Source organism: Crossiella sp. S99.2, assembly GCF_023094165.1.
Classification (GTDB): domain Bacteria; phylum Actinomycetota; class Actinomycetes; order Mycobacteriales; family Pseudonocardiaceae; genus Crossiella.
In genome coordinates this window covers 751011-771271 of the sequence record NZ_JALMDK010000006.1, presented here as the reverse complement: position 1 = coordinate 771271, position 20261 = coordinate 751011, and the positions used below count along the sequence as shown (strand labels likewise).

The following is a 20261-nucleotide window of genomic DNA, read 5'->3' as shown; positions in this document are numbered from 1 at the left end:
CAAGCGCCCACTCTTGACACCTCCATTCCGGTGCTAACTGCCGCCGGGGCGAAGGAAAGGGGAGGCGAGAGGTTCCCTCTCCACTTCCGCACCGCCGTCGACCAGGGAGGCCCCACATGAACCGCACCCAACACCCCGGCACCGGACAGCTCGCCCTCTTCACCGCCAAGCCCCGGCCAGTCGGTCCCCGGGCCTGCCGCTACTGCCAGAACTGGTTCACCCCGATCACCCGGTCGACGACGCTGTGCCCGCCCTGCGTGATCAACGAGGTCCACGCCGAGGACCGCCAGGCCGCCGCCCGACGCGTCACCAGCCCCCAGCCAGGACAGCTCAAGCTGATCATCGACCGCCCCACACCGACCAAGATCATGCCGTCCACAGGCCGTGAGACGTCCGGACCCAACCGGATGCAACCGGATGCAACCACCACGAAACACCTGGTCAACGGCCTGCCGCAGTTCAACGCCGCAGGTCCGCTCACCAGGCATTCAGTTGTCGTACTTGAGGTAGTCCACGCCCCAGGAGGCGAACAGCTTGGCGTCCAGCTCCTCGAAGCCCAGACCGCCGGGGAAGCCGCCGACCTTGTTGCAGGTCTTGATGCCCGCGCTGGTGTAGATGCCGAACTTGAGGCCCTTGGCGTGCACGTAGTCGGCCAGCCACTTGATGCCGCGCGGGAAGCGGACCGGGTCGGGCACCAGGTTGCCGTCGGCGGCGCGCTGCGGCAGCGCCCAGCAGTCGTCGATGTTGACGTAGGAGTAGCCGGCCGCCTTGAGGCCGCGGTCGACGAAGATGTCCGCCATATCGGTGATCATCTTCTCGTTGAACTCGGCCCGGCAGTGCGTGGTGTTCCAGTTGTTGAAGCCCATCGGCGGGGTCAAGGCCAGGCCGTCGTCGATGGTCACCACCGGTGGCGGCGGCTCGGCGAGCGCGGGTGGCGTGGTGGCCAGCGCACCGCTGCCCACGGCCACGGCGAACGTGGCGGCCAGCGCGGCTAACCGCCGCTTGGACAGGGAACTCATCCGAACTCCTCGGGTTGGCGTCACAGGCAACCGGTCAGAATCAAACGGAAACAGACACAAGCACGCACAGTTCAACCAGAAGCGAACGGGCTGTCAATACGCCTGAGGCGAGGTTGGTAAACATGGAGTAGCCTGCGGATGACAACGTATTCATCCGCGATGGGCTTGACGCGCCGCAGGTCCGAGGCTTACTGTCTGATCAGTCAGTCCACCGAACTCCCTGGATGGCTACCGCCGATCCAGGGCAGGGGTGAACGCACCGAGTGGCGGCTCGGTGCGTTCACCCTGTTCCTTTTTGTTGTACTTTTGGCTATAGCAAGGGCCGCCTGATTGCTCAGGCGGCCCTTGTTCTGGCGAGTCGGGAATTCCTCAGTCGGCGGGCAGGCCCACGCGCTCCTTCTCCTGGCGCAGCCAGCCGTCCAGCCACCAGCTCAGCTCGATCAGCAGCATGCCGACGCCTGCCACCAGGAAGCTCAGCAACAGCGTGGGCGAGTGGTTCGGGTCGATGTCGAAGAAGCGCTGGCCGAACGGGATGAGCACGGCGAAGGCGAACCCGGCCGCCATGGACAGCAGCAGCACGGCCTTCCACCACACGTACGGCCGGGCGATCACCGCGAGCACCCAGAAGGCCACCAGGAACAGCGTGACCACCGCGGCGGTGCTGCGCTGGGCCTGGGTGGCGCTCGGGTCGGCGATGGCGAGCAGGTAGCTGGTGAAGGTGGCCACCGCGGCGATCGCGCCCGCGGGCACGGCCAGCCGCATCACCCTGGCCACGAACCCGCTGCGGGCCCGTTCCTTGTTCGGCGCCAGCGCCAGGAAGAAGGCCGGGATGCCGATGGTGAAGGCGTTCAACAGGGTGGAATGCCTGGGGTAGAACGGATACGGCACCTGGGCGATGATCACCAGCACCGCCAGCAGCACCGAGTAGACCGTCTTGGTGAGGAACAGGTTGGCGACCCGCTCGATGTTGCCGATCACCCGGCGGCCCTCGGCCACCACGTAGGGCAGGGTGGCGAACTTGTTGTCCAGCAACACGATCTGCGCCACCGCCCGGGTGGCCGGGCTGCCCGCGCCCATGGCCACGCCGATATCGGCGTCCTTGAGCGCGAGCACGTCGTTCACGCCGTCGCCGGTCATCGCCACGGTGTGCCCTCGGGACTGCAGCGCGCCGACCATGTCCCGCTTCTGCGCCGGGGTGACCCGGCCGAACACGGTGCCGTTGTCCACCGGATCGGCCAGCGCCGCCTTGCCCTCGGGCAGGGTGCGCGCGTCGATCGGCTTGTCCGCGCCCGCCAGTTCGAGCGAGGCGGCGACCGCGCCCACGGAGACCGCGTTGTCGCCGGAGATGACCTTCACCGCCACGTTCTGCGCGGCGAAGAAGTCCAGCGTGTCCTTGGCGTCCGGGCGGACCTTCTGCTCCAGCACCACCAGGGCCACCGGGGTGACCACGCCGGGTGCGGCGGCGTCGTCCACCGGGCAGCTCGCCCGGCCCAGCAGCAGCACCCGCAGGCCCTGCGAGCCGGTCTCCTCGGCCTCGGCGCGGACCGCGGAACCCGGCGCCAGCAACACATCCGGCGCGCCGAGCACCCAGTCGCCGTCGGCGTGAAAGCTCGCGCCGCTCCACTTGCGCGCGGAGGAGAACGGGGCGATCGCGCTGACCTGCCAGCCGGTGCCGTCCGGGTGCGCCTCGGCGATGGCCTGCAGGCTCGCGTTCGGGCGTGGGTCCGCACTGGCCAGCCCGGCCAGCGCGGCGGCGATGTCGGCGGGCGAGTGCCCGTCCAGCGGCCGGACCTCGGCCAGTCGCATGCCGTTCTCGGTGAGCGTGCCGGTCTTGTCCGCGCACACCACGTTCACTCGCGCCAGGCCCTCGATCGCGGGCAGCTCCTGCACCAGGCACTGCCGCCGCCCGAGCCGGACCACGCCGACCGCGAAGGCGATGCTGGTCAGCAGCACCAGGCCCTCGGGCACCATCGGCACCAGCGCGGCCACCATCCGGCGGATCGCGTCCGGCACGTCCTTGTTGTCGGCGAGCTGGCTGTAGATGGTGAGCGCGCCGATCGGCACGATCATCCAGGTGATGATGCGCAGGATCTTGTCGATGCCCGAGCGCAGTTCGGAGGAGACCAGGGTGAACTTGCTGGCCTCCTCGGCCAGCCGGGCCGCGTAGGCCTGCCGCCCGACCTTGGTGGCCTGGTAGGCGCCGGTGCCTGCGACCACGAAGCTGCCGGACATCACCTCGTCGCCGGGCTGCTTGACCACCGGGTCGGACTCGCCGGTGAGCAGCGACTCGTCGACCTCCAGGGCCTCGGCGGTGAGCACCAGCCCGTCCACCACGATCTTGTCGCCGGGGCCGATCTCGATCACGTCGTCCAGCACGACCTCGTGTGGGGAGACCTCCACCGCGCGCCCGTCCCTGCGCACCGTGGGTTTGGCCTCGCCGACGATGGCCAGCCGCTCCAGAGTGCGCTTGGCCCGTACCTCCTGCACGATGCCGATCAGCGTGTTGATCACGATGATGACGCCGAAGAGGCCGTCCTGGATCGGCCCGATGACCAGGATGATCGCGAAGAGCACCCCGATGATCGCGTTGAACCGGGTGAACACGTTGGCCCGGATGATCTCGCCGACACTGCGGCTGGCGCGGGCTGGGACGTCGTTGGACTGGCCGGCCGCGACGCGCTGCCGTACCTGCTGCTCGGTCAGTCCACTGGCGGGGTCAACCCCGGCGAGCGCGACCGGTTCTTCCGTCGTCGACACTGCGCGAGGGTACGCGCCACGGGTTGCCGGGAGGTGGCGAACCCGCAGGTCCACTCCGCCGAGCGACGGGACCGGGGGAGTTGCTAGCTCCGCTGGGTGACCTCGGCCAGTTCGGTCCATCCTTCGGGGGACTGCGGGCCGTCGACCTCCAGCAGCCGCAGGTAGCACTCCCTGGCCAGCAGCACCTTCTGCAGCTCCTCCAGGATCTCCTCGAAGAACTGCTCCCGGTAGCTCGCGTCGTTGACCGCGTAGACGGCGAAGTAGAGCGCGGAGAAGGCGGCCATCACGATCGAGACCTGGATCAGCTCGTTGCTGATCCCGTCGATCGGGATCGGGATGGTGAAGAAGGTGCCCTCGGTCAGCGGGTGCCCCACCCAGGCCTCGGCCACCGAGTCCTTGATCGCGATCGCGCCGAAGGTGACGAAGAAGAGGAAGACCAGCAGACCGAGCAGGGCGATCTGCAGGCCCTGGCTGACGAAGGCGATGAGCAGCACGTTCAGTCGTTCACCCAGCTTCATCGGGTGCCGGTCGAACTGCAGGTCCTCATCCGGCAGCTGCTCGGCCAGTCTGCCCAGTTCGGTGCCGGCGCAGGCCGCGCGCACCGAGTCCGGGGTGATCTCCACCCGCAGCTTCTTCAGCTCCTCGGGCAGCCGCACGCACAGGAACAAGGCGATGATCACGATGAAGAACCAGGCGATGCCCCACAGCCGGGGGCGGTCCAGGTTGCCCGACATCTGCCAGTTCTCGGTGTTGATGAACAGGAAGGTGACCAGGAGCAGCAGCAACGGCACCGCCCTTGTCACCAGCCTGCCCAGGTTGCCCAGGTGCGGGACCAGGTGCCAGAGCGACCAGTGCACCAGCGAGCCGATGCCCGCCCTGGTGAAGGCGTAGATCACCAGCACCAGCGCGGCGCCGATGACCAGGTCCTCCCGCGCGTCCGCCCAGCTCCAGTTGAGCAGGCCCTCCAGCACCGGCGGCGCGCTGAGGGTGATCACCGCGCCGGTGATGCCCGCGGTCCGGCTGCGCAGATAGCGGCGACCGGTGCGCAGCCACAGGAACAACAGGGCGGCGCCGATCGCTGTGACAGTGGCCACACCCAGACCGGTGAGTTGGTAGGCGTCGTCCTCGGCCATCCGGGCGCTCGCCTGCGCCGCGGACAGGCTGCCGTAGGGCGGGCTCCAGCGCCAGCTGACCGACACCACGATGTAGCCGAGCACCCCGCCCAGGAAGAACATCAGTGCTGGAAGTGAGCGCGCCAGCACCGGGTGCTTGCGCATGTTGCGCACCACGAACGGCATGCCCTCGCGCAGGAACCAGCGCTCGACCTCTTTGATCGGCAGGCTGTTCCGCTGCTTCTCACTCGCCACCCGGCCGAGGCTATCGGCGTTCCCGCGATCGGGTGTGGCGGCACTCTCGGCGGTGGGAAGGCAGCGGCCAAGAATGAGACATCGGTGTATCGTTTGACTCGTGGACGTCCAATTGGGCCAGGAGGCCGCGCGGCCTTCCCGGGTACCTGTCTGGGGCCTTCTGGGCTCGACGGCGCTGTCCGTCACGGGCAACGCGATCGTCAGTGTCGCGATGCCGATCCTGGTGTTGCAGCGCACGGGTAGTGCCGTGCTCGCCGGTGTGGTGGCGGCCGCGGCCATGGCCCCGCTGGTGCTCTCGGCCCTGTTCGGCGGGGCCCTGGTGGACCGGTTCGGGCGGCGGCGTTCCAGCGTGGCCGCCGATCTGCTCAGCGCGGCCGCGGTGGCCGCGCTACCCCTGTTGGACATGACCCTCGGCCTGGGCATCCCGCTGATCCTGGGCCTGGTCGCGCTCGGCGCGGTCTTCGACGGTCCCGGCATGGCCGCGCGCGAGGCGTTGCGGCCGGATGTCGCGGCCAGGGCGAAGATGCCCCTGGAGAAGATCAACTCCTGGGGTGAGGCGGTGGACGGGATCGGCGGCGTGGCCGGTCCGGGTCTGGCCGGCGTGCTGATCGCGCTCATCGGGCCGATGAACACGTTGTGGGCCACCGTGATCATGTTCTTCCTGGCCTCGATGCTGACCTTCACCGTGGTGCCCTCGGTGCAGCACACCGGCGCCGACCGCCCGGCGGTGGAGCCGTACTGGCAGTCGGTGTGGCAGGGCCTGCGGTTCGTCTGGACCGAGGGCGCGCTGCGGGCCACCGCGATCACCGGCATGCTGATCGTGCTGTTCCTGACCCCGCTGTCCTCGGTGATCATGCCCGCGATGATGTTCCAGGCCGGCAAGCCCGAGCAGACCGGCTTCGTGCTCGCGGTGTTCGCGGTCGGCGGCATCATCGGCGCCATCGGCTACGGCGTGATCGCCCGCTTCGCCGGCCGCCGGATCGTGCTGCTGGTCGCGCTGCTGCTGACCTCGCTGGCCTTCCTCGGGTTCGCGCTGAGCACCAACTTCGGCTGGCTGCTCGCCCTGGCCCTGGTCACCGGCGTGGTCTCCGGTCCGATCAACCCGGTCACCGCGGTGGTCATGCAGGAGCGCACGCCGGAGTTCATGCGTGGCCGGGTCATCGGCACCATCGCCTCGCTCTCGCTGGCGGCCAGCCCGCTCGGCGCGGTCGTGGCCGGACCCATCGTGGAGTACTCCGGCCCGGCGACCGCCTTCCTGATCATCGGTCTCGGCTGCCTGCTGGCCACTGTCTACGCCGCCCTCACCCCAGGGCTGCGCAAGATCGAACCTTCCGACGCGCCGTTCGCTCCGGCGCCGCAGAAGGCGACCACCTGATGAGAGGAAACCGATGAACAACCTGGGCCCCGCCGCCTCCCTTCGGCTTGGCTCGCAGATCCAGGCTGCCAAGGCCACCAACTGGCTGCTCGGCGGGCTCGGTGATCTGCTGGTGCAGGTGGAAAACCCGAAATGGCGGGAAAATCCTTATCCACTCTATGAACAAATCCGGCAGAAGGGCCCGCTCTACCGCGGGCTCAGCGGCACCTGGGCCACCACCTCGCACGCGCTGTGCAACCAGGTGCTGCGGGATCGCCGCTTCGGGGTGAAGAACGCCGACGGCTCCGGTGTGGTCGGCGGCGCGCTGGGCGCGGTGGCCAACACCTACCCGGAGAGCTTCCTGGACCAGGACCCGCCGGACCACACCCGGCTGCGCAGGCTGGCCGCGCCCGCGTTCAACCCCAAACGTGTGGACGGCTACCGGCCGCGGGTGCAGCAGATCGTGGACTCGTTACTGGACAAGGTGGAAGGCCAGGAGACCTTCGACCTCATCAGGGACGTGGCCGCGCCGCTGCCGATCACGGTGATCAGCGACCTGCTCGGCATCCCGGACGCCGACCGGACCGACTTCGCCGAGTACGGCGCGCGGATCGGCGAGGGCCTCAGCGGGGTGCACTCGATCCGCCAGGCCAGGGAACTCATCCACGTGGGCGCCGAGCTGGTCGCGCTGTTCGACCGGCTGCTGAAGGAACGCACCAAGGATCCCGGCGACGATGTGATCAGCAGTCTGGCGGTGGCGGTCGGCGAGGAGAAGATGACCGCCCGCGAACTGCACGGCACCGCGATGTTGTTGCTGCTGGCCGGGTTCGAGACCACGGTGAACCTGATCGGCAACGGCGTGCTCGCCCTGCTGGCCCACCCTGAGCAGTGGGCGCAGCTGCGGGACAAGCCGGAGCTGGCCGCCGCCATGACCGAGGAGGCCCTGCGGTACGACCCGCCGGTGCAGGCCACCATGCGGATCGCGCACACCGACATCGAGCTGGCGGGCGAGACCGTCAAGGCAGGCCAGCTGGTCGGGGTCATCCTGGCCGCGGGCAACCGCGATCCGGAGGTCTACCCGGAGCCGGACAAGTTCGACATCACCCGGACCGGTGGTCCCGAGCACCTGGCCTTCTCCAGTGGCATCCACTACTGCATCGGCGCCCGGCTGGCCCGGATCGAAGGCGAGATCCTCTTCCGCAGCCTGGCCGAGCGGATGCCGCTGCTGCGGCAGGCCGGCCGGCTGGAACGGCGGGAGAGCAGCACCATCCGCGGGCTGCGCGAGTTCCCGGTGACCGCCAAGTTCCCGGCGCAACGCAGTCAGTGATCAGACCAGGCGGCCGCGGTGACCACCCCCAGGGTTGTCGCGGCCGCCTACCCGATCGAGCGTGTCCCAGACCACCTTCACCAGGGCTTTTGCCTCTTCGGGCACTAGCATGCGGGGCGTTGGGGGTCCTCAGGTGATTGGGAGCAGGTTCGTGCGGGACATCGCGGTCTTCAGCGGCAGTGCCCACCCCGAGCTGGCGGCGGAGATCTGCGCCCAGCTCGAAGTGCCGTTGCGGCCGGTGCGCACGCAGCGCTTCGCCAATGACTGCATCGAGGTGCAGTTGCAGGCCAACTGCCGGGAGCGGGACGTGTTCCTGATCCAGCCGCTGGTCACCCCGGTGCAGGAGAACCTGGTCGAGCTGCTGCTCATGCTGGACGCGGCGCGCGGGGCCTCGGCGGCGCGGACCACCGTGGTCATGCCGCACTACGCCTACGCGCGCTCGGACAAGAAGGACGCGCCGCGGATCTCCATCGGCGGCAGGCTGGTGGCCGATCTGCTGGTGGCGGCCGGGGCCAGCCGGGTGCTCGCGATGACCCTGCACTCCCCGCAGGTGCACGGATTCTTCAGCGTGCCGGTGGACCACCTGCACGCGCTGCGCGAGCTGGCCCTGCACTTCCGCCAGCACGACCTGTCCAACACCACCGTGGTCTCCCCGGACCTGGGCAACGCCAAGGAAGCCTCGCACTTCGCGCGGCTGCTCGGGGTGCCGGTGGCGGCCGGGGCCAAGCAGCGGTTCGCCGACGACAAGGTGACCATCAGCTCGGTGATCGGCGAGGTGGCCGGGCGGGACATCATCGTGCTGGACGACGAGATCGCCAAGGGCAGCACCGTGCTGGAGCTGCTGGACAAGCTGCGCGATCTGGGCGCGCGCACGATCCGGGTGGCCTGCACGCACGGCCTCTTCGCCGGCGGCGCGCTCAAGCGGATCGGCGATCAGCCCGATGTGCTGGAGATCGTGTGCACCAACACGGTGCCGATCCCCGACGGCGAGCGGGTGCCCAAGCTGAAGGTGCTCTCCATCGCGCCCGCGATGGCCGAGGCCATGCGGCGGATCCACAACGGCGAGTCGGTCAGCGCGCTATTCGACGCCTGAGTTACTTCTCGGCAGGGAACAGCTGCTCGGCGACCTGGCGGCACACGGACGCGCCGTGTGCCTGCCCGAGTCCGATCGGGTAGCTCACCAGTACGGCCAGCACCTTGTCCGACCACACCGCCAGGCAGTTCACCGCCCAGTTGCGGGTGGCGCTGTGCTCGGTCCAGCCGTTCTTGATCGCGAGCGGCTTTCCGGCCAGACCGGGGGCCTCGGCGATGCCGAAGGCGTTGGAGGGGGCCACGTTCCGCATCTCGCCGCGCAGCCAGTCAGTCCACTGTGGACTGAGATGGCGGCCGTCGAAGAGGCACTGGCCCATCCGGGTGGCATCGGCGGCGGTCATCCGGGTCTTGGACCACCAGCCAGGGGTGATCCTGGTGCCGGTCAGGCCGCAGGTGCTGATCAGCCGCTGGATCACCGCGTCCGAGCCGCGCCTGCGGTAAAGCTGTTGCGCGGCCTGGTCGTCGGAGACGTTGATCATGCGGTGCAGGGCGTTCAGGTCGGCCGGACCGGGTTTGGCCGAACCGAGGCCGTGCAGGAAGTCGAAGGCGATCCAGGCCTTGACCATCGACTCCACCGTGTTGGCGAAGGCGCTCTGGTTGGCCGAGCCGCGGGTCTCGCCGGTCCTGGTGTCGCGCAGCGACCAGGAGTACTGGCCGGGGGTCTGCACCTGGACCCGCGGGGTGTTCGCCCTGGGCTGCACCTCCGGTTCCGGCTGCGGGCTCGGCACGGGCAGCTCGAATCCGGGGGCGCTGGTGCTGACCGTGGGCAGTGCTCGCTGGCAGCCGCCGAGGGCCACCATGAGCAGGGCGAACACGGCAACCGTCCTCTTGCGACTCATGGCGGCGACGCTAGGAACGAGGTGATGAAGAACTGACGAAGAAGCTGTGCGGCAGCGGTGCGATCGGACGCGGCCGGGTGATTTCACGGGTTCCGGGGCGGGCCTTCACCATTTCTTCACGGTCGCGGCGGGGGTGGCTGCGACACTGGGCCGGTGAGCGCGCGCATCCTCCTCGCCGAGGACGACCAGAAGCAGGCGCACCTGATCCGCGTCTACCTGGAACGGGCCGGGCACAGTGTGCTGGCCTGCGCGGACGGCCGGACCGCGCTGGAACTGGCGCGCACCAGGCGGCCGGACCTGATCGTGCTGGACGTGATGATGCCCGAGGTGGACGGCCTGGACGTGTGCCGCATCCTGCGCGCGGAGTCCGCGGTGCCGATCCTGATGCTCACCGCGCGGTCCACCGAGGCGGATCTGTTGCTGGGCCTGGATCTCGGCGCCGATGACTACATGGTCAAACCGTTCAGCCCGGCCGAGCTGACCGCCAGGGTGCGCGCACTGCTGCGCCGCGGCGCAGCCCCTGCCCCGCCGGAGCTGATCACGGTGGGGCAGCTGGAGATCGACCCGACCCGGTTCACCGTGCGGTTGCGCGGCGAGCCGGTGGAGCTGACCGCCAAGGAGTTCGACATCCTGCACGCGCTGGCCCAGCAGCCAGGGGTGCCGCTGACCCGGACGCAGATCCTGGAGCGTGCCTTCGGTTTTGACAACCACGTGCTGGAGCGCACGGTGGACGCGCACGTGAAGAACCTGCGGCGCAAGGTGGAGGACGATCCGGCCCGGCCGCGGTACCTGCTCACGGTGAGCGGGCGTGGGTACAAGCTCGCCGAGGCGCTGTGAGTCCGCGCTGGCACGGCAGTCTCCGGTTCCGGTTGCTGGTGCTGACCGCGGTGGTCGCGGTGGCCGCGGCCGGGCTGACCGCCTGGCTGACGGTGTACCAGGCCAGCCAGCAGGTCTCCTCCACCGCGGCCGCCGAGGAGGCGGCCGCCAAGTCCATTGTGGACGAACTGGTCGGCTACGGCGCGCTGCGCGGCAACTGGGACGGGGTCTCCGGCACCGTGCGGGCGCTCAAAGACCGCACCGGGCAACGGATCCGGCTCACCAGCATGGCCGGTGAGGTGCTGGTGGACAGCGACACCCTCGACGGCGGCGGCGCGCGGCCGGTGGGCAACCGGGCGCCCCAGCTCGTCGACCCGGTGCCCACCCCGGTCCCGCCGCCGGACGGCTTCGACGGCGGCGGGGTGCCGCTGACCACCTTCCGCACCGCGCCGGTCAGCCCGACCACGACGGCAGGCAGGCCCTCCGGCCTGCCCTCCGGCCTGCCCTCCGGCCTGCCCTCCGGCCTACCCTCCGGCCTACCCTCCGGCGTCCCGGAGGCATACGTCGGCGCCGCCACCGAGAGCTGGCCCTCGCGGCTGATCAGCTACCGCCGCAAGGTGCAGCTGGCGAACTGCCTGATCGGCAAGGGTTTCCTGGTGGAGCAGAAACCGCAGCCGGACGGGATCCCGGTGGTGGACCTGATGCCCGGTGAGCTGGACATGGCCAGGAAAATGGCCCTCATCGACTGCACGACGAACCGGGATTACCTGCTCAGCGGCCGGTCCGAGGCCGAGATCCTGAAGTCCTGTGCGGAAAAGAACGTGTCGAACTGTCTGCTCAACAGTTTCCGGGCACAGATCGGCGCGATCATGCCCGCGCCGCTGCTGCTCTCCCTCGGCGCCGGCGACCCGCCGCCCTCGCGGACCGTGCCGCTGCTGCCCGCGTTGCTGGCCGCGGCCGGGGTGGCGCTGGTGGCGACCCTGGGCATGTGGCTGGTCAGCCGCCGGGTGCTGCGGCCGGTGGGCGCGCTGCGGGCCGCCTCCACCCGGCTCGGCGCCGGTGATCTGGCCGAGCGGGTGCCGGTGCGCGGGGACGACGAGATCGCCGAGCTGGCCGGGGCGTTCAACCGGATGGCGGATTCCTTGCAGCGCAGCGAGGAACGGCAACGCCGGATGATCGCCGACATCGCGCACGAGCTGCGCACCCCACTGGCCAACATCCGCGGCTACCTGGAGGCGCTCAAGGACGGCGTGCTGCCGCCGGATCGCGCGTTGTTCGCCTCGCTGCACGAGGAAGCCCTGTTGCAGCAACGGCTGATCGAGGACATCCAGCTGCTCGCGCTGGCCGACGCCGGGTCGCTGGCCTACGAACGCGGCCCGGTGGACCTGGGCGAGGTGGTCGAGGCCACCCGCACTGGCTTCCAGGCGGTGGCCACCGCGGCCGAGGTCGAGCTGGTGTCCACTGTGGACGATCCGGCGCCGGTGGTGGACGGCGATCCGAACCGGCTGCGGCAGGTGCTGGGCAACCTGGTGAGCAACGCGATCCGGGCCACCCCGGCCGGTGGCCGGGTCACGCTGACCGCGCGGACGCGGGGTGCGGAGGCGGTGCTCACCGTGGCCGACACCGGCAGCGGGATCGCGGCGGCGGATCTGCCGTTCGTCTTCGACCGGTTCTGGCGGGCCGACGACGCCAGGGCCAGGGCCACCGGTGGCAGCGGGCTCGGGTTGTCCATCGCCCGCGAGATCGTCGCCGCGCACGGTGGCGCGATCACCGCGGAGAGCCCCGGCGGGGCCCGGTTCACCGTGCGGCTGCCCAGATCAGCGAGTGCGTAGCGGTCTCACCCGCACGGCGGCCGGTACGGGTAGTCCGGGAACCGCGCCGCCCACTCCGCCGCGGTGACCGGGCTGCCGCGCAGCGCGCACAGCCGGTTCACCGCGGCCGCCGGATCGGTGTCCCAGAACCGCAGCGTGTGCCCGGCCGCGGCCACCGCGATCCGCCTGCCGCCGGCGTGGAAGACGTTGGTGACCGGGGCATCCGGGCTGGCCAGCGGGGCGTACAGGGCCGGTTGCGCCGGATCCGTCAGGTCCCACAGCCGGGCGGTGCGATCAGCGCTGGTGGTGACCAGGGTGCGGCCGTCCGGGCTGAACTCGGCGGTGTGCACCGGACCGAGGTGGCCGGTGACGGTGGCCAGCCCGGCAGGCCGGGCCGGGTCGGTGACCGTCCACAGCCGGACGGTCTGGTCCAGGCCCGCCCCGGCCAGGGTGCGGCCGTCGGGGCTGAACGCGACCCCGAGCACCGCCTCCCGGAAACCGGTGATTTTGGCGGTCTGCTGGGGGTTTCCCGGGTCGGCGAGGTCCCAGAGCCGGATCGAGCGGTCGGTGTTGCCGGAGGCCAGAGAGCGGCCGTCCGGGCTGAACGCGACCGCGTTGACGGTGCGGAAGTTGTCCGCCAGGATCGCCAGCCGCCGCGGCCTGCGCGGGTCGGCGACGTTCCACAGCACCAGGTCTCCGGCATCGTCGCCACTGGCCAGCAGGGTGCCGTCCGGGCTGAACGCGACCCGGCCGACGGTCTCCCGGTAACCGTCCAAAGTGGACAGTTCGACCGGGTGGGCCGGATCGCCCAGGTCCCAGAGGCGGACGGTGCGGTCCCGGGAGCCGGTGGCCAGGCGGCGGCCGTCGGCGCTGAACGCGACGTGCTGCACCGCGCCGGTGTGCCCGCTCAGCGTGCCCAGCGGCAGCAGCCCGGACCAGTCGGTGCGCCACAGCCGGACCCTCGGGTCCTGGACGCCGGTGGTGGCCAGCAGGTTGCTGCCCGGGTGGCCGAACACGCCGTCGATCTCGCTGTCCCGGCCGACCGGGCTGCCCAGCGGCTCGTGCCACAGGTAGGAGCGGCCGCCGCTGCTGGAGGAGGCGAGCAGCCGCCCGGCCCGGTCGAAGGCGATGGCGCGCACCCGGTTCGGCTGCCGCAGCCGCTCGATCTCCCGGCCTGCCACCAGATCCAGCACCCGCAGCACCCCGTCGTTGGCGCCCAGCACCACCCGGTCCGGATCGGGCCCGAAGGCCAGGCCGCGGACCAGCACGTCCGGCGCGGGCACGGTGCGCGGCACGCCCTCGCTGACCTGCCACAGCGTGTGCGTCTCGTCGGCGACCACCAGCCGGCGGCCATCCTGGCTGTAGGCGATCGCGCTGACCGGGCCGCGTGCGGTCAGGATCCGTTGCGGGGCACCGGGATTGGCCGGGTCAGCGAGCCGCCAGCCGAGGACCGCGCCGTCCGCGCCCGCGGTGGCCAGGGTGGGCCCGTCCGGGCTGAACGCCAGCCCGTACACCTCGCCCGCGTGCCCTGGCAGCACCGAAACCTGCCGCGGCGCACGGAGATCGCGCAGTGACCAGACCCGGGTCAGCGCGTCCGCCGAGCCCGCGGTGGCCAGCAGCGCGCCGTCCGGGCTGAACGCCAGCTGGTTGACCTTGGTCCGTGGCAGCAGCGCGGCCAGTAGCTCGGGCCGTTGTGGCACAACGACATCCCACAACGCCACCCCACCCGCCCCGGCGAGGGCGAGGGTGCGGCCGTCCGGACTGAACTCCAGCCCGCTGACCCGGCCGGTGTTGGGCAGGGTGCGCAGCGGTTCGTCCCGTCGGCCGTCGGTGGCGTCCCAGAGCTGCACCACCCCGTCCAGGCCGCCGGTGGCCAGCAGTCCGCCGTCCGGGCGCAACGCGACCACGTCGACCTGCTCGGCCCCACCGTGCAACCGGGTCGGGTAGGCGGTGGCGAAGGCCGAGAGCACCGCGCCGCGGGCGGCCGGGGTCTCGGCGAGCTGGTAGGCGGCCAGCGCGAGCTGTCCGGCCAGCGCGGGATCGGCGCCGAGCAGACTGCTCGCGTGCTCGCCGACCTGGCGGGAGGTGGCCTCGTCCCGCGCGGTGAGCGCCTGCTGCCGCTGCACCAGCGCGATCCCGCCGGCCAGCACCGCGATCAGCACGAACGCGGTGAGCGCGGCCACCAGCGCGCGCAGCCGCCGCACCCCGCGCTGTTCCTCGCGCGAGCCTGCCCGCAGGAAGTCCCGCTCCACCGGGCTGAGGTCCTCGGGGTGACCGCGGGCCCACTCCTGGGCGGTGGCCAGCGCGATGCCGCGATAGGTCAGCGCGGCGGCCCGGTCGTGCCCGACCCAGGCGTCCACCGCCTCGCCCAGCCGCTGCCGGGCGCGCAGTCCGGCCCGGTCGGTGTCGATCCACTCGCGCAGCCGCGGCCAGGCCCGGACCAGCGCCTCATGGGTCAGCTCGACCGTGTCGTGGTCGAGCACCAGCAGCCGGGCGGTGGCGAATGCCTCCATCGCCACCAGCGCCGGGTCCTGCCGGCCCCCGGCGGTGAGCTGCTCGCGCGGCACCCGCCGCCGGGTGTCCTCGCCGTCCGCGCCCACCCGCACCAGGCGCAGCAGCAACCGCCGCGCCGCCTGCCGGGCGTCCTCGTCGAGCTGGGTGAACACCTGCTCCGCCGCGGCGGCCACCGCACCGCGGATGCCGCCGGTGGCCCGGTATCCGGCCACGGTGAGCCGGTCCTCCACCCGGTGCTCCCAGGTGCCGCGCAACGCATACGACAGCAGTGGCAGCGCCCCTGGCTCGTAACCCCGTTCCCCGGCGCCGAGATCGCTGAGCAGCAGCTCCACCAGGCCCGGTTCCACGGTGAGCCTGCTCGCCTCGGCCGGTCCGGAGATCGCCTCGGCGAGTTCGAGGCGGGACATCGCGCCCACCGCGAACTGGTTGTGCCGCACCACCTCCAGCAGCTCGGGCTGGGCCAGGCACTGCGGGAAGAAGTCCGCGCGCACCGCCAGCACCACCCCGTCGGCGCCCCGGCGGCACAGCTCGGCGAGGAACTCCGAGCGTTCGGCGGCGGACTCGCAGAGGGTGAAGACCTCCTCGAACTGGTCCACCACCAGCACCGCACCCGCCGTTGGCAACCGCCGCAGCGGGTCCGGTCCCGGCGTGATGATCTCCACCGAGTCCAGTCGCGGCGCCAGCCCCGCCCGCAGCAACGAGGACTTGCCCGCCCCGGAGGCCCCGAACACCACCAGCGGCGCCCCGCGCTCCCTGGCCGCGGCCAGCGCGGTCGCCAGCTCCCCGGTGACCCGTTCCCGCCCGAAGAACCAGCGCGCGTCCGCCGTCTGGAAGGCCGCCAGTCCGCGGTAGGGACACACCGGCTCCGGCACCGCGGCGGCCAGCGCGACCAGCATCCCGTCCGCGTCGAGCACCTCGTCCAGCCGCCGGGCCAGGTCCAGAGTGGCCGGCCTGCGCCCGTGCTCCAGGTTGCCGAGGTAGCCCTTGCTGTAGTGCGTCCGCTCGGACAGCGCCGCCAGCGAGAGTCCGCGCTCTCGCCGCAACCGCCGCAGTTCCGCGGCGAACCCGGCCTCGCCGCTCATGCCGTTCTCCCTGGTCAGCACCTGTATCCCGGTATCCCTCGGCAGAGGATACGGCCAGCGACTCCCGGGGCCCTCGGCCCGCACGCAGACTCGCATCGGCCCGTGGAGCACCCGGGTCAGGACGCTGGTCAGCGCGATCGTCGCCGCCCTGCCACCCGCCGGGGCCGGGCGTCCGGTCGCGCCGTCCCGGCGGCCTCCCCATCGGGCAGTGAAGTCGGCATCGGCCGACGCCGAAGGAGACCCATGAGAACGCCATTACGCCGAAGACTGACCGCGACGGTGCTGACCGGCGCCCTGTTCGCGGGCACCCTGGCCGCCGCCCCGATCGCTCAGGCCGCGGTGCCCGTGGACGAGGCCGGGCTGGCCAACGCGCTCTTCGGCGCCACCATGCGCATCACCAACCGGGACGACGACCTGGCCAAGAACCTGGTGGTCAGCGCGGAACTGCTGGACTGGCGGGCGAAGAACCCGGCCGCCGCCCCCGCCGCGGTGACCACCCACCTGGACGCGGTGCGCAAGCACGTCGAGACCGCCGTGCCCAACCAGGCGTGGAGCCGGGAGCCGGTGGAGACGGTCAGCGCGGCGCTGGCCGCGGTGCGGTCCGCGTCCGGCGCGACCGTCGACGGCGCGCGGCTGGGCAAGCTGAACACCACCTTGCTGGGCCTGGACAACGTGCCGGTCTCCACCAAGCCGGAGGACCGGGTTTCCGGCGCGCAGCAGCAGTTCGCCTGGGAGTCCGGCTACGCCGGCAACCAGCGCGAGGTGTGGACCGGGGTGGCACAGACCTCCCGCGCCGACGCCGGTTTCCGTGGTGCCTGGAACGCCGGTATCGGCGACCAGTTCAAGGTCAACTCCGGCGGCGGCTCCGCCGAGTTCGCCCAGGGCGAGCAGCTGCGCACGGTGCTGGACGTCGGCAAGCTCCAGGCCGCGGCCAAGCTGGGCCAGGTGCAGCTGCGGGAGGCGACCGACAACTCCTTCAAGGACATCGCCGCCAAGCTGTACGCGGAGCGCAAGGAGCGACTGGACCACATGTCCAGCGTGCTGCAGCAGAACCCGCCGGACGCCAAGCCCACCGAACCCTCCGAGGCGCAGAAGACCGCGGCCAAGGCCGATGAGGAGAAGCGCAAGGGCTACATCGACACGGCCAAGGGCGGCCTGGATGGGCTGGCCTTCATCGCCGGTCTGATCGACCCGGACTTCGGCAAGCGGATCACCAAGTTCGCCGAGGGCGCGGTCAAGGTGGCCTACGCGGTGAACAAGGCGGTCACCGCGTTCACGCTGATCAACTCGGCCTTCTCGCTGGCGACCGCGGCCTTCACCGGCAACGTGATCGGTGCGATCAGCTCGCTGATCGGGGTGTTCGGCGTTGGTGGCCCGACCATCGAGCAGCAGATCATGGAGCAGATCAAGGCCATGCGCGAGCAGCTGGAGAAGCTGCAGCAGAACATGAACGACCGCTTCGACAAGGTCGACGCCAAGCTGGACAACATCTACAACCGGATGATCGACGAGTTCCGGAAGCTGGAGAAGGGGGTTGACTGGGTCCGTCAGAACACCGTGCAGCTCCTGGAGAAGCTCACCTCGTTCAGCGTGGAACTCCAGGTCGTCGGCACCACGCTGCTGAAGGCGATCGCCGGGCTGTACAAGCTGGACCGCTGGGGCAAGATCGACCTCTACGTGGACTACAAGCGCAAGCAGGGCCAGGACCTGCCGCAGGCAGGCTTCATCCAGGGCGAGAGCGACTTCTGGGTGACCGCGGTGCAGGCGCCGACCAATGAGCTGTTCGTGGTGCCGCAGGCCAACTACCGCACCGATGTGCCGACCGTGCTGACCAACCTCAACCTGCACGGTGACGGCGGCACGGCCGCGTTCCTGGCCTACTACGCCAAGGCCAGCCTGGACGGCGAGTTCACCGCCGCGGGGCAGGGCGGCAACCCCGCGGTGTGGGGGATCGGCGCGAACGCCTACGGGCTGCTGGTCAAGCAGAACCCGAACTGGGCCAAGCAGATGCCTGCCAACGCCGAGCGGGGCGCGCGGGTGCTCAAGGAGGGCAGGGACATCCGGGACCAGTTGCTGTCCTTCAGCCAGCCCGGCCCCAACGGCACGGTCAACAAGACCTTCCAGACCCTGCTGGAGCGGTACGCGGCCAAGGCGGACGAGCTGAAGGACCAGATGGCCGGGCAGCAGGGCCACGTCAGCGAGGGCAAGCGGCTCTCGCTGTTCAGCGGACCGGAGCAGGGCGCGCCCGCGGGCACCCCGAGCCTGGAGGCGCCCGCGCAGATCGAGGGGTGCCAGCGCATCAACGATCCCGCCTGGCATTTCAGCCTGTCCAAGACCAAGACGACCAGTGGACAGCAGCTCAACCCGCAGATCCAGTTCTACCGCTACTTCCGCGGTGCGGACATGGTCTACCAGCCGTGCTGGACCAGTCACGTGCTCTCCCGCGGCAGGGATCACGACCTGCACGTCAAGCTCACCGACCGGTTCTTCCGGCGGGACGGCAGCTACGTGGAGGGGCTGACCCACACCGCGGTGGTGCACACCTGGCTGAACCAGGACGCGCCCTGGCCACAGGACGCCGTGACCTACCTCAAGAACAACTGGAACCACACCCTGAAGACCGTCTTCGAGCGAGACGCCAGGCCAGTGGGCGACGATGCGCGGACCAGCGCGACCATCATCGCCACCAGGGAGGGCAACGAGCTGCTCAAGGCCAAGCGGGCCGAGTTCTACCGCCTGGCTGGCGAGTTCGTGAAGACCAGTGACGTCGCCAAGGAGCTGAACCTGGCCGCGCGGTTGCTGCGCGCCTACACCGAGGCGGGCTTCCCCAGGGCGGTCAACAACACCGATGAGTACCTGCGGTCGGCGCTGTACGGGCCAAGGCAGCTCTATGGCGCGGGCGAGGTCGACAACGAGTACCTGCTCCGGGAGTACCAGCTCGCCGCGGCCAACGTGGCCACCGGCAAGCCCGCCTGGGACCCGGCCCGCGCGGACGCGCCCTCCCTGTGCGCCCAGGTCGCCGGGATCACCGGCACCGACCCGCACGCCTCCTGCCTGCGGCAGAACATGAAGTTCCGGCAGGACCGGCTCGCCGGCCGTCTCACCGAGCAGTTCAAGCAGCGCTGGGAGGGCGCCGATCAGACCCTGCCCGGTCTGCAGACCCAGCTGCGCACGCTGTGGCTGACCCTGCGCTCGGTGCACCCGGCCTACGATTTCGGTCCCGCGATCGAGGCCCCGGCGCCGATCGCGCCGGCGCCCGCGATCTGGAACGAGCCGGAGGCGGTGCACAACCAGGCCGCGTTCGAGAGCGGCGTGACCACCACCATGTTCAAGGGCCGCCAGTTCGTCACCTGGCGGGGCACGGACGGCAACCTGCACGGGTCGCTGGCCGACAGCCGGGGCGTGCCGGCGCCGGTGAAGATCGCCGACCTGGACACCAAGAAGACCCCGTTCGCACCCACCGCCGCGGAGTTCAACGGCAAGCTGGTGGTGGTGTGGAAGGACTTCACCCCCGGCGCCCAGTACCCGATGCAGCGGACCGCGGTCAGCACGGACGGCAGGAGCTGGACCGTCACCGAGATGCCCGCGCACCGGCGGCAGCTGCACAACCTGGACTCGCCGACGCTGACGGTGTTCAACGGCAAACTGCTCGGCCTCTACCGGGGCGTCGACCAGCTGCTCTACCTGACCACCAGCACCGACGGCAGCACCTGGGGCCCGGCCGTGCCCACCCTGGCCGGGAACATGACCAACCAGCGGCCGGGCATGACCGTGCACAACGGCAAGCTCGTCGTCGGCTGGCGCGGTCACGACTCGCACTCGCGCGCCTATATGGCGTCCTCTGTGGACGGCGTGACCTGGGACGCGCCGGTCCGGGTCGGCGGGACGGACGCCGGGATCGACGGCGGGCCCGCGCTGGCCTCGCACGGCGGCAGGCTGTACGCGGTGTGGCGCGGCGTCGGGGCTGACCAGGCGCTGTACGGCTCCTTCAGCGCCAACGGCACGGAGTGGGCGCCGCAGTACTTCTCGGCCCGCGGGGTCAGGACCAACCACGCGCCCAGCGTGGTGGCCTTCGGCGGCCGGTTGCGGCTGGCCTGGGGTCCGCCCAACGACCTGCTCCAGGGCAACACGGTGGCCACCGCGAGCAGCGCGGTGCTGCCCGGCTGACCCCGTAACAGCACCCCCGAACCGCCCCGGCCGCTCGACTGGCCGGGGTGGTTCGGCATGTCCGCTGGTCAGCACAGGTATCCCAAAGTGGTGGAGCGGAGGATACGGCGAGGGTC

The 20261-nt window shown here is 70.8% G+C and carries 10 protein-coding genes and 1 pseudogene; 6 read left to right on the top strand and 5 right to left on the bottom strand.

Going from position 1 to position 20261, the window contains the following annotated elements; genetic code table 11:
- Positions 1 to 491 precede the first annotated feature (491 nt).
- The 3 genes and pseudogenes from MZC64_RS26620 to MZC64_RS26610 all read right to left on the bottom strand — a co-directional run.
- Positions 492 to 866 (bottom strand): annotated as a pseudogene (locus MZC64_RS26620) (glycoside hydrolase family 27 protein); the annotation flags it as partial.
- Positions 867 to 1388: 522 nt separating this feature from the next.
- On the bottom strand, positions 1389 to 3776 hold the full coding sequence (locus tag MZC64_RS26615; protein WP_247764057.1) for a cation-translocating P-type ATPase: 2388 nt from the start codon (positions 3774 to 3776) through the stop codon (positions 1389 to 1391).
- A gap of 83 nt (positions 3777 to 3859) precedes the next feature.
- Complete coding sequence (locus MZC64_RS26610) at positions 3860 to 5143, bottom strand: hypothetical protein (protein WP_247764056.1); 1284 nt, start codon at positions 5141 to 5143, stop codon at positions 3860 to 3862.
- Positions 5144 to 5243: 100 nt separating this feature from the next.
- Between MZC64_RS26610 and MZC64_RS26605 the strand changes: the two genes are divergently transcribed.
- The 3 genes from MZC64_RS26605 (at position 5244) to MZC64_RS26595 (ending at position 8917) form a co-directional block, all read left to right on the top strand.
- Entirely contained in the window at positions 5244 to 6518 is a 1275-nt protein-coding gene (locus tag MZC64_RS26605; protein ID WP_247764055.1) for an MFS transporter, read from the top strand.
- Positions 6519 to 6531: 13 nt separating this feature from the next.
- Positions 6532 to 7824: a cytochrome P450 gene (locus MZC64_RS26600; RefSeq protein ID WP_247764054.1), complete on the top strand. Its 1293-nt coding sequence runs from the start codon at positions 6532 to 6534 to the stop codon at positions 7822 to 7824.
- 151 nt (positions 7825 to 7975) lie between these two features.
- Positions 7976 to 8917 carry a ribose-phosphate diphosphokinase gene (locus tag MZC64_RS26595; RefSeq protein WP_374205795.1) on the top strand — a complete coding sequence of 314 codons (942 nt, stop codon included), beginning with the start codon at positions 7976 to 7978 and terminating at the stop codon, positions 8915 to 8917.
- Between the two features lies 1 nt (position 8918).
- On the opposite strand, the gene MZC64_RS26590 is transcribed toward MZC64_RS26595, so the two are convergent.
- Positions 8919 to 9755 (bottom strand): serine hydrolase, encoded by an 837-nt coding sequence (locus MZC64_RS26590; protein ID WP_247764053.1) that lies wholly within the window; start codon positions 9753 to 9755, stop codon positions 8919 to 8921.
- A 153-nt stretch (positions 9756 to 9908) separates the two neighbouring features.
- On the opposite strand from MZC64_RS26590, the gene MZC64_RS26585 reads away from it, so the two are divergent.
- The gene (locus tag MZC64_RS26585) at positions 9909 to 10592 is read left to right on the top strand and encodes a response regulator transcription factor (protein WP_247764052.1); all 684 of its coding nucleotides are present in this window, start codon (positions 9909 to 9911) and stop codon (positions 10590 to 10592) included.
- Positions 10589 to 12403: an ATP-binding protein gene (locus MZC64_RS48810; protein ID WP_247764051.1), complete on the top strand. Its 1815-nt coding sequence runs from the start codon at positions 10589 to 10591 to the stop codon at positions 12401 to 12403. The genes MZC64_RS26585 and MZC64_RS48810 overlap by 4 nt, the downstream gene beginning before the upstream one ends.
- Before the next feature lie 5 nt (positions 12404 to 12408).
- Here MZC64_RS48810 and MZC64_RS26575 read toward each other — a convergent pair whose 3' ends face one another.
- A complete protein-coding gene (locus MZC64_RS26575; protein ID WP_247764050.1) occupies positions 12409 to 15978 on the bottom strand; it encodes a helix-turn-helix domain-containing protein in 3570 nt (1189 codons plus the stop codon).
- 243 nt (positions 15979 to 16221) lie between these two features.
- Here MZC64_RS26575 and MZC64_RS26570 point away from each other — a divergent pair, with 243 nt between their 5' ends.
- Positions 16222 to 20145 carry a hypothetical protein gene (locus MZC64_RS26570; RefSeq protein WP_247764049.1) on the top strand — a complete coding sequence of 1308 codons (3924 nt, stop codon included), beginning with the start codon at positions 16222 to 16224 and terminating at the stop codon, positions 20143 to 20145.
- Positions 20146 to 20261: the final 116 nt, after the last annotated feature.

Excerpts from the sequence above, each read along its gene's own strand:
- MZC64_RS26600 (WP_247764054.1), top strand. The coding sequence starts at position 6,532 with ATGAACAACCTGGGCCCCGCCGCCTCCCTTCGGCTTGGCTCGCAGATC.
- MZC64_RS26590 (WP_247764053.1), bottom strand. The coding sequence starts at position 9,755 with ATGAGTCGCAAGAGGACGGTTGCCGTGTTCGCCCTGCTCATGGTGGCC.
- MZC64_RS26575 (WP_247764050.1), bottom strand. The coding sequence starts at position 15,978 with ATGAGCGGCGAGGCCGGGTTCGCCGCGGAACTGCGGCGGTTGCGGCGA.
- MZC64_RS26570 (WP_247764049.1), top strand. The coding sequence starts at position 16,222 with ATGAGAACGCCATTACGCCGAAGACTGACCGCGACGGTGCTGACCGGC.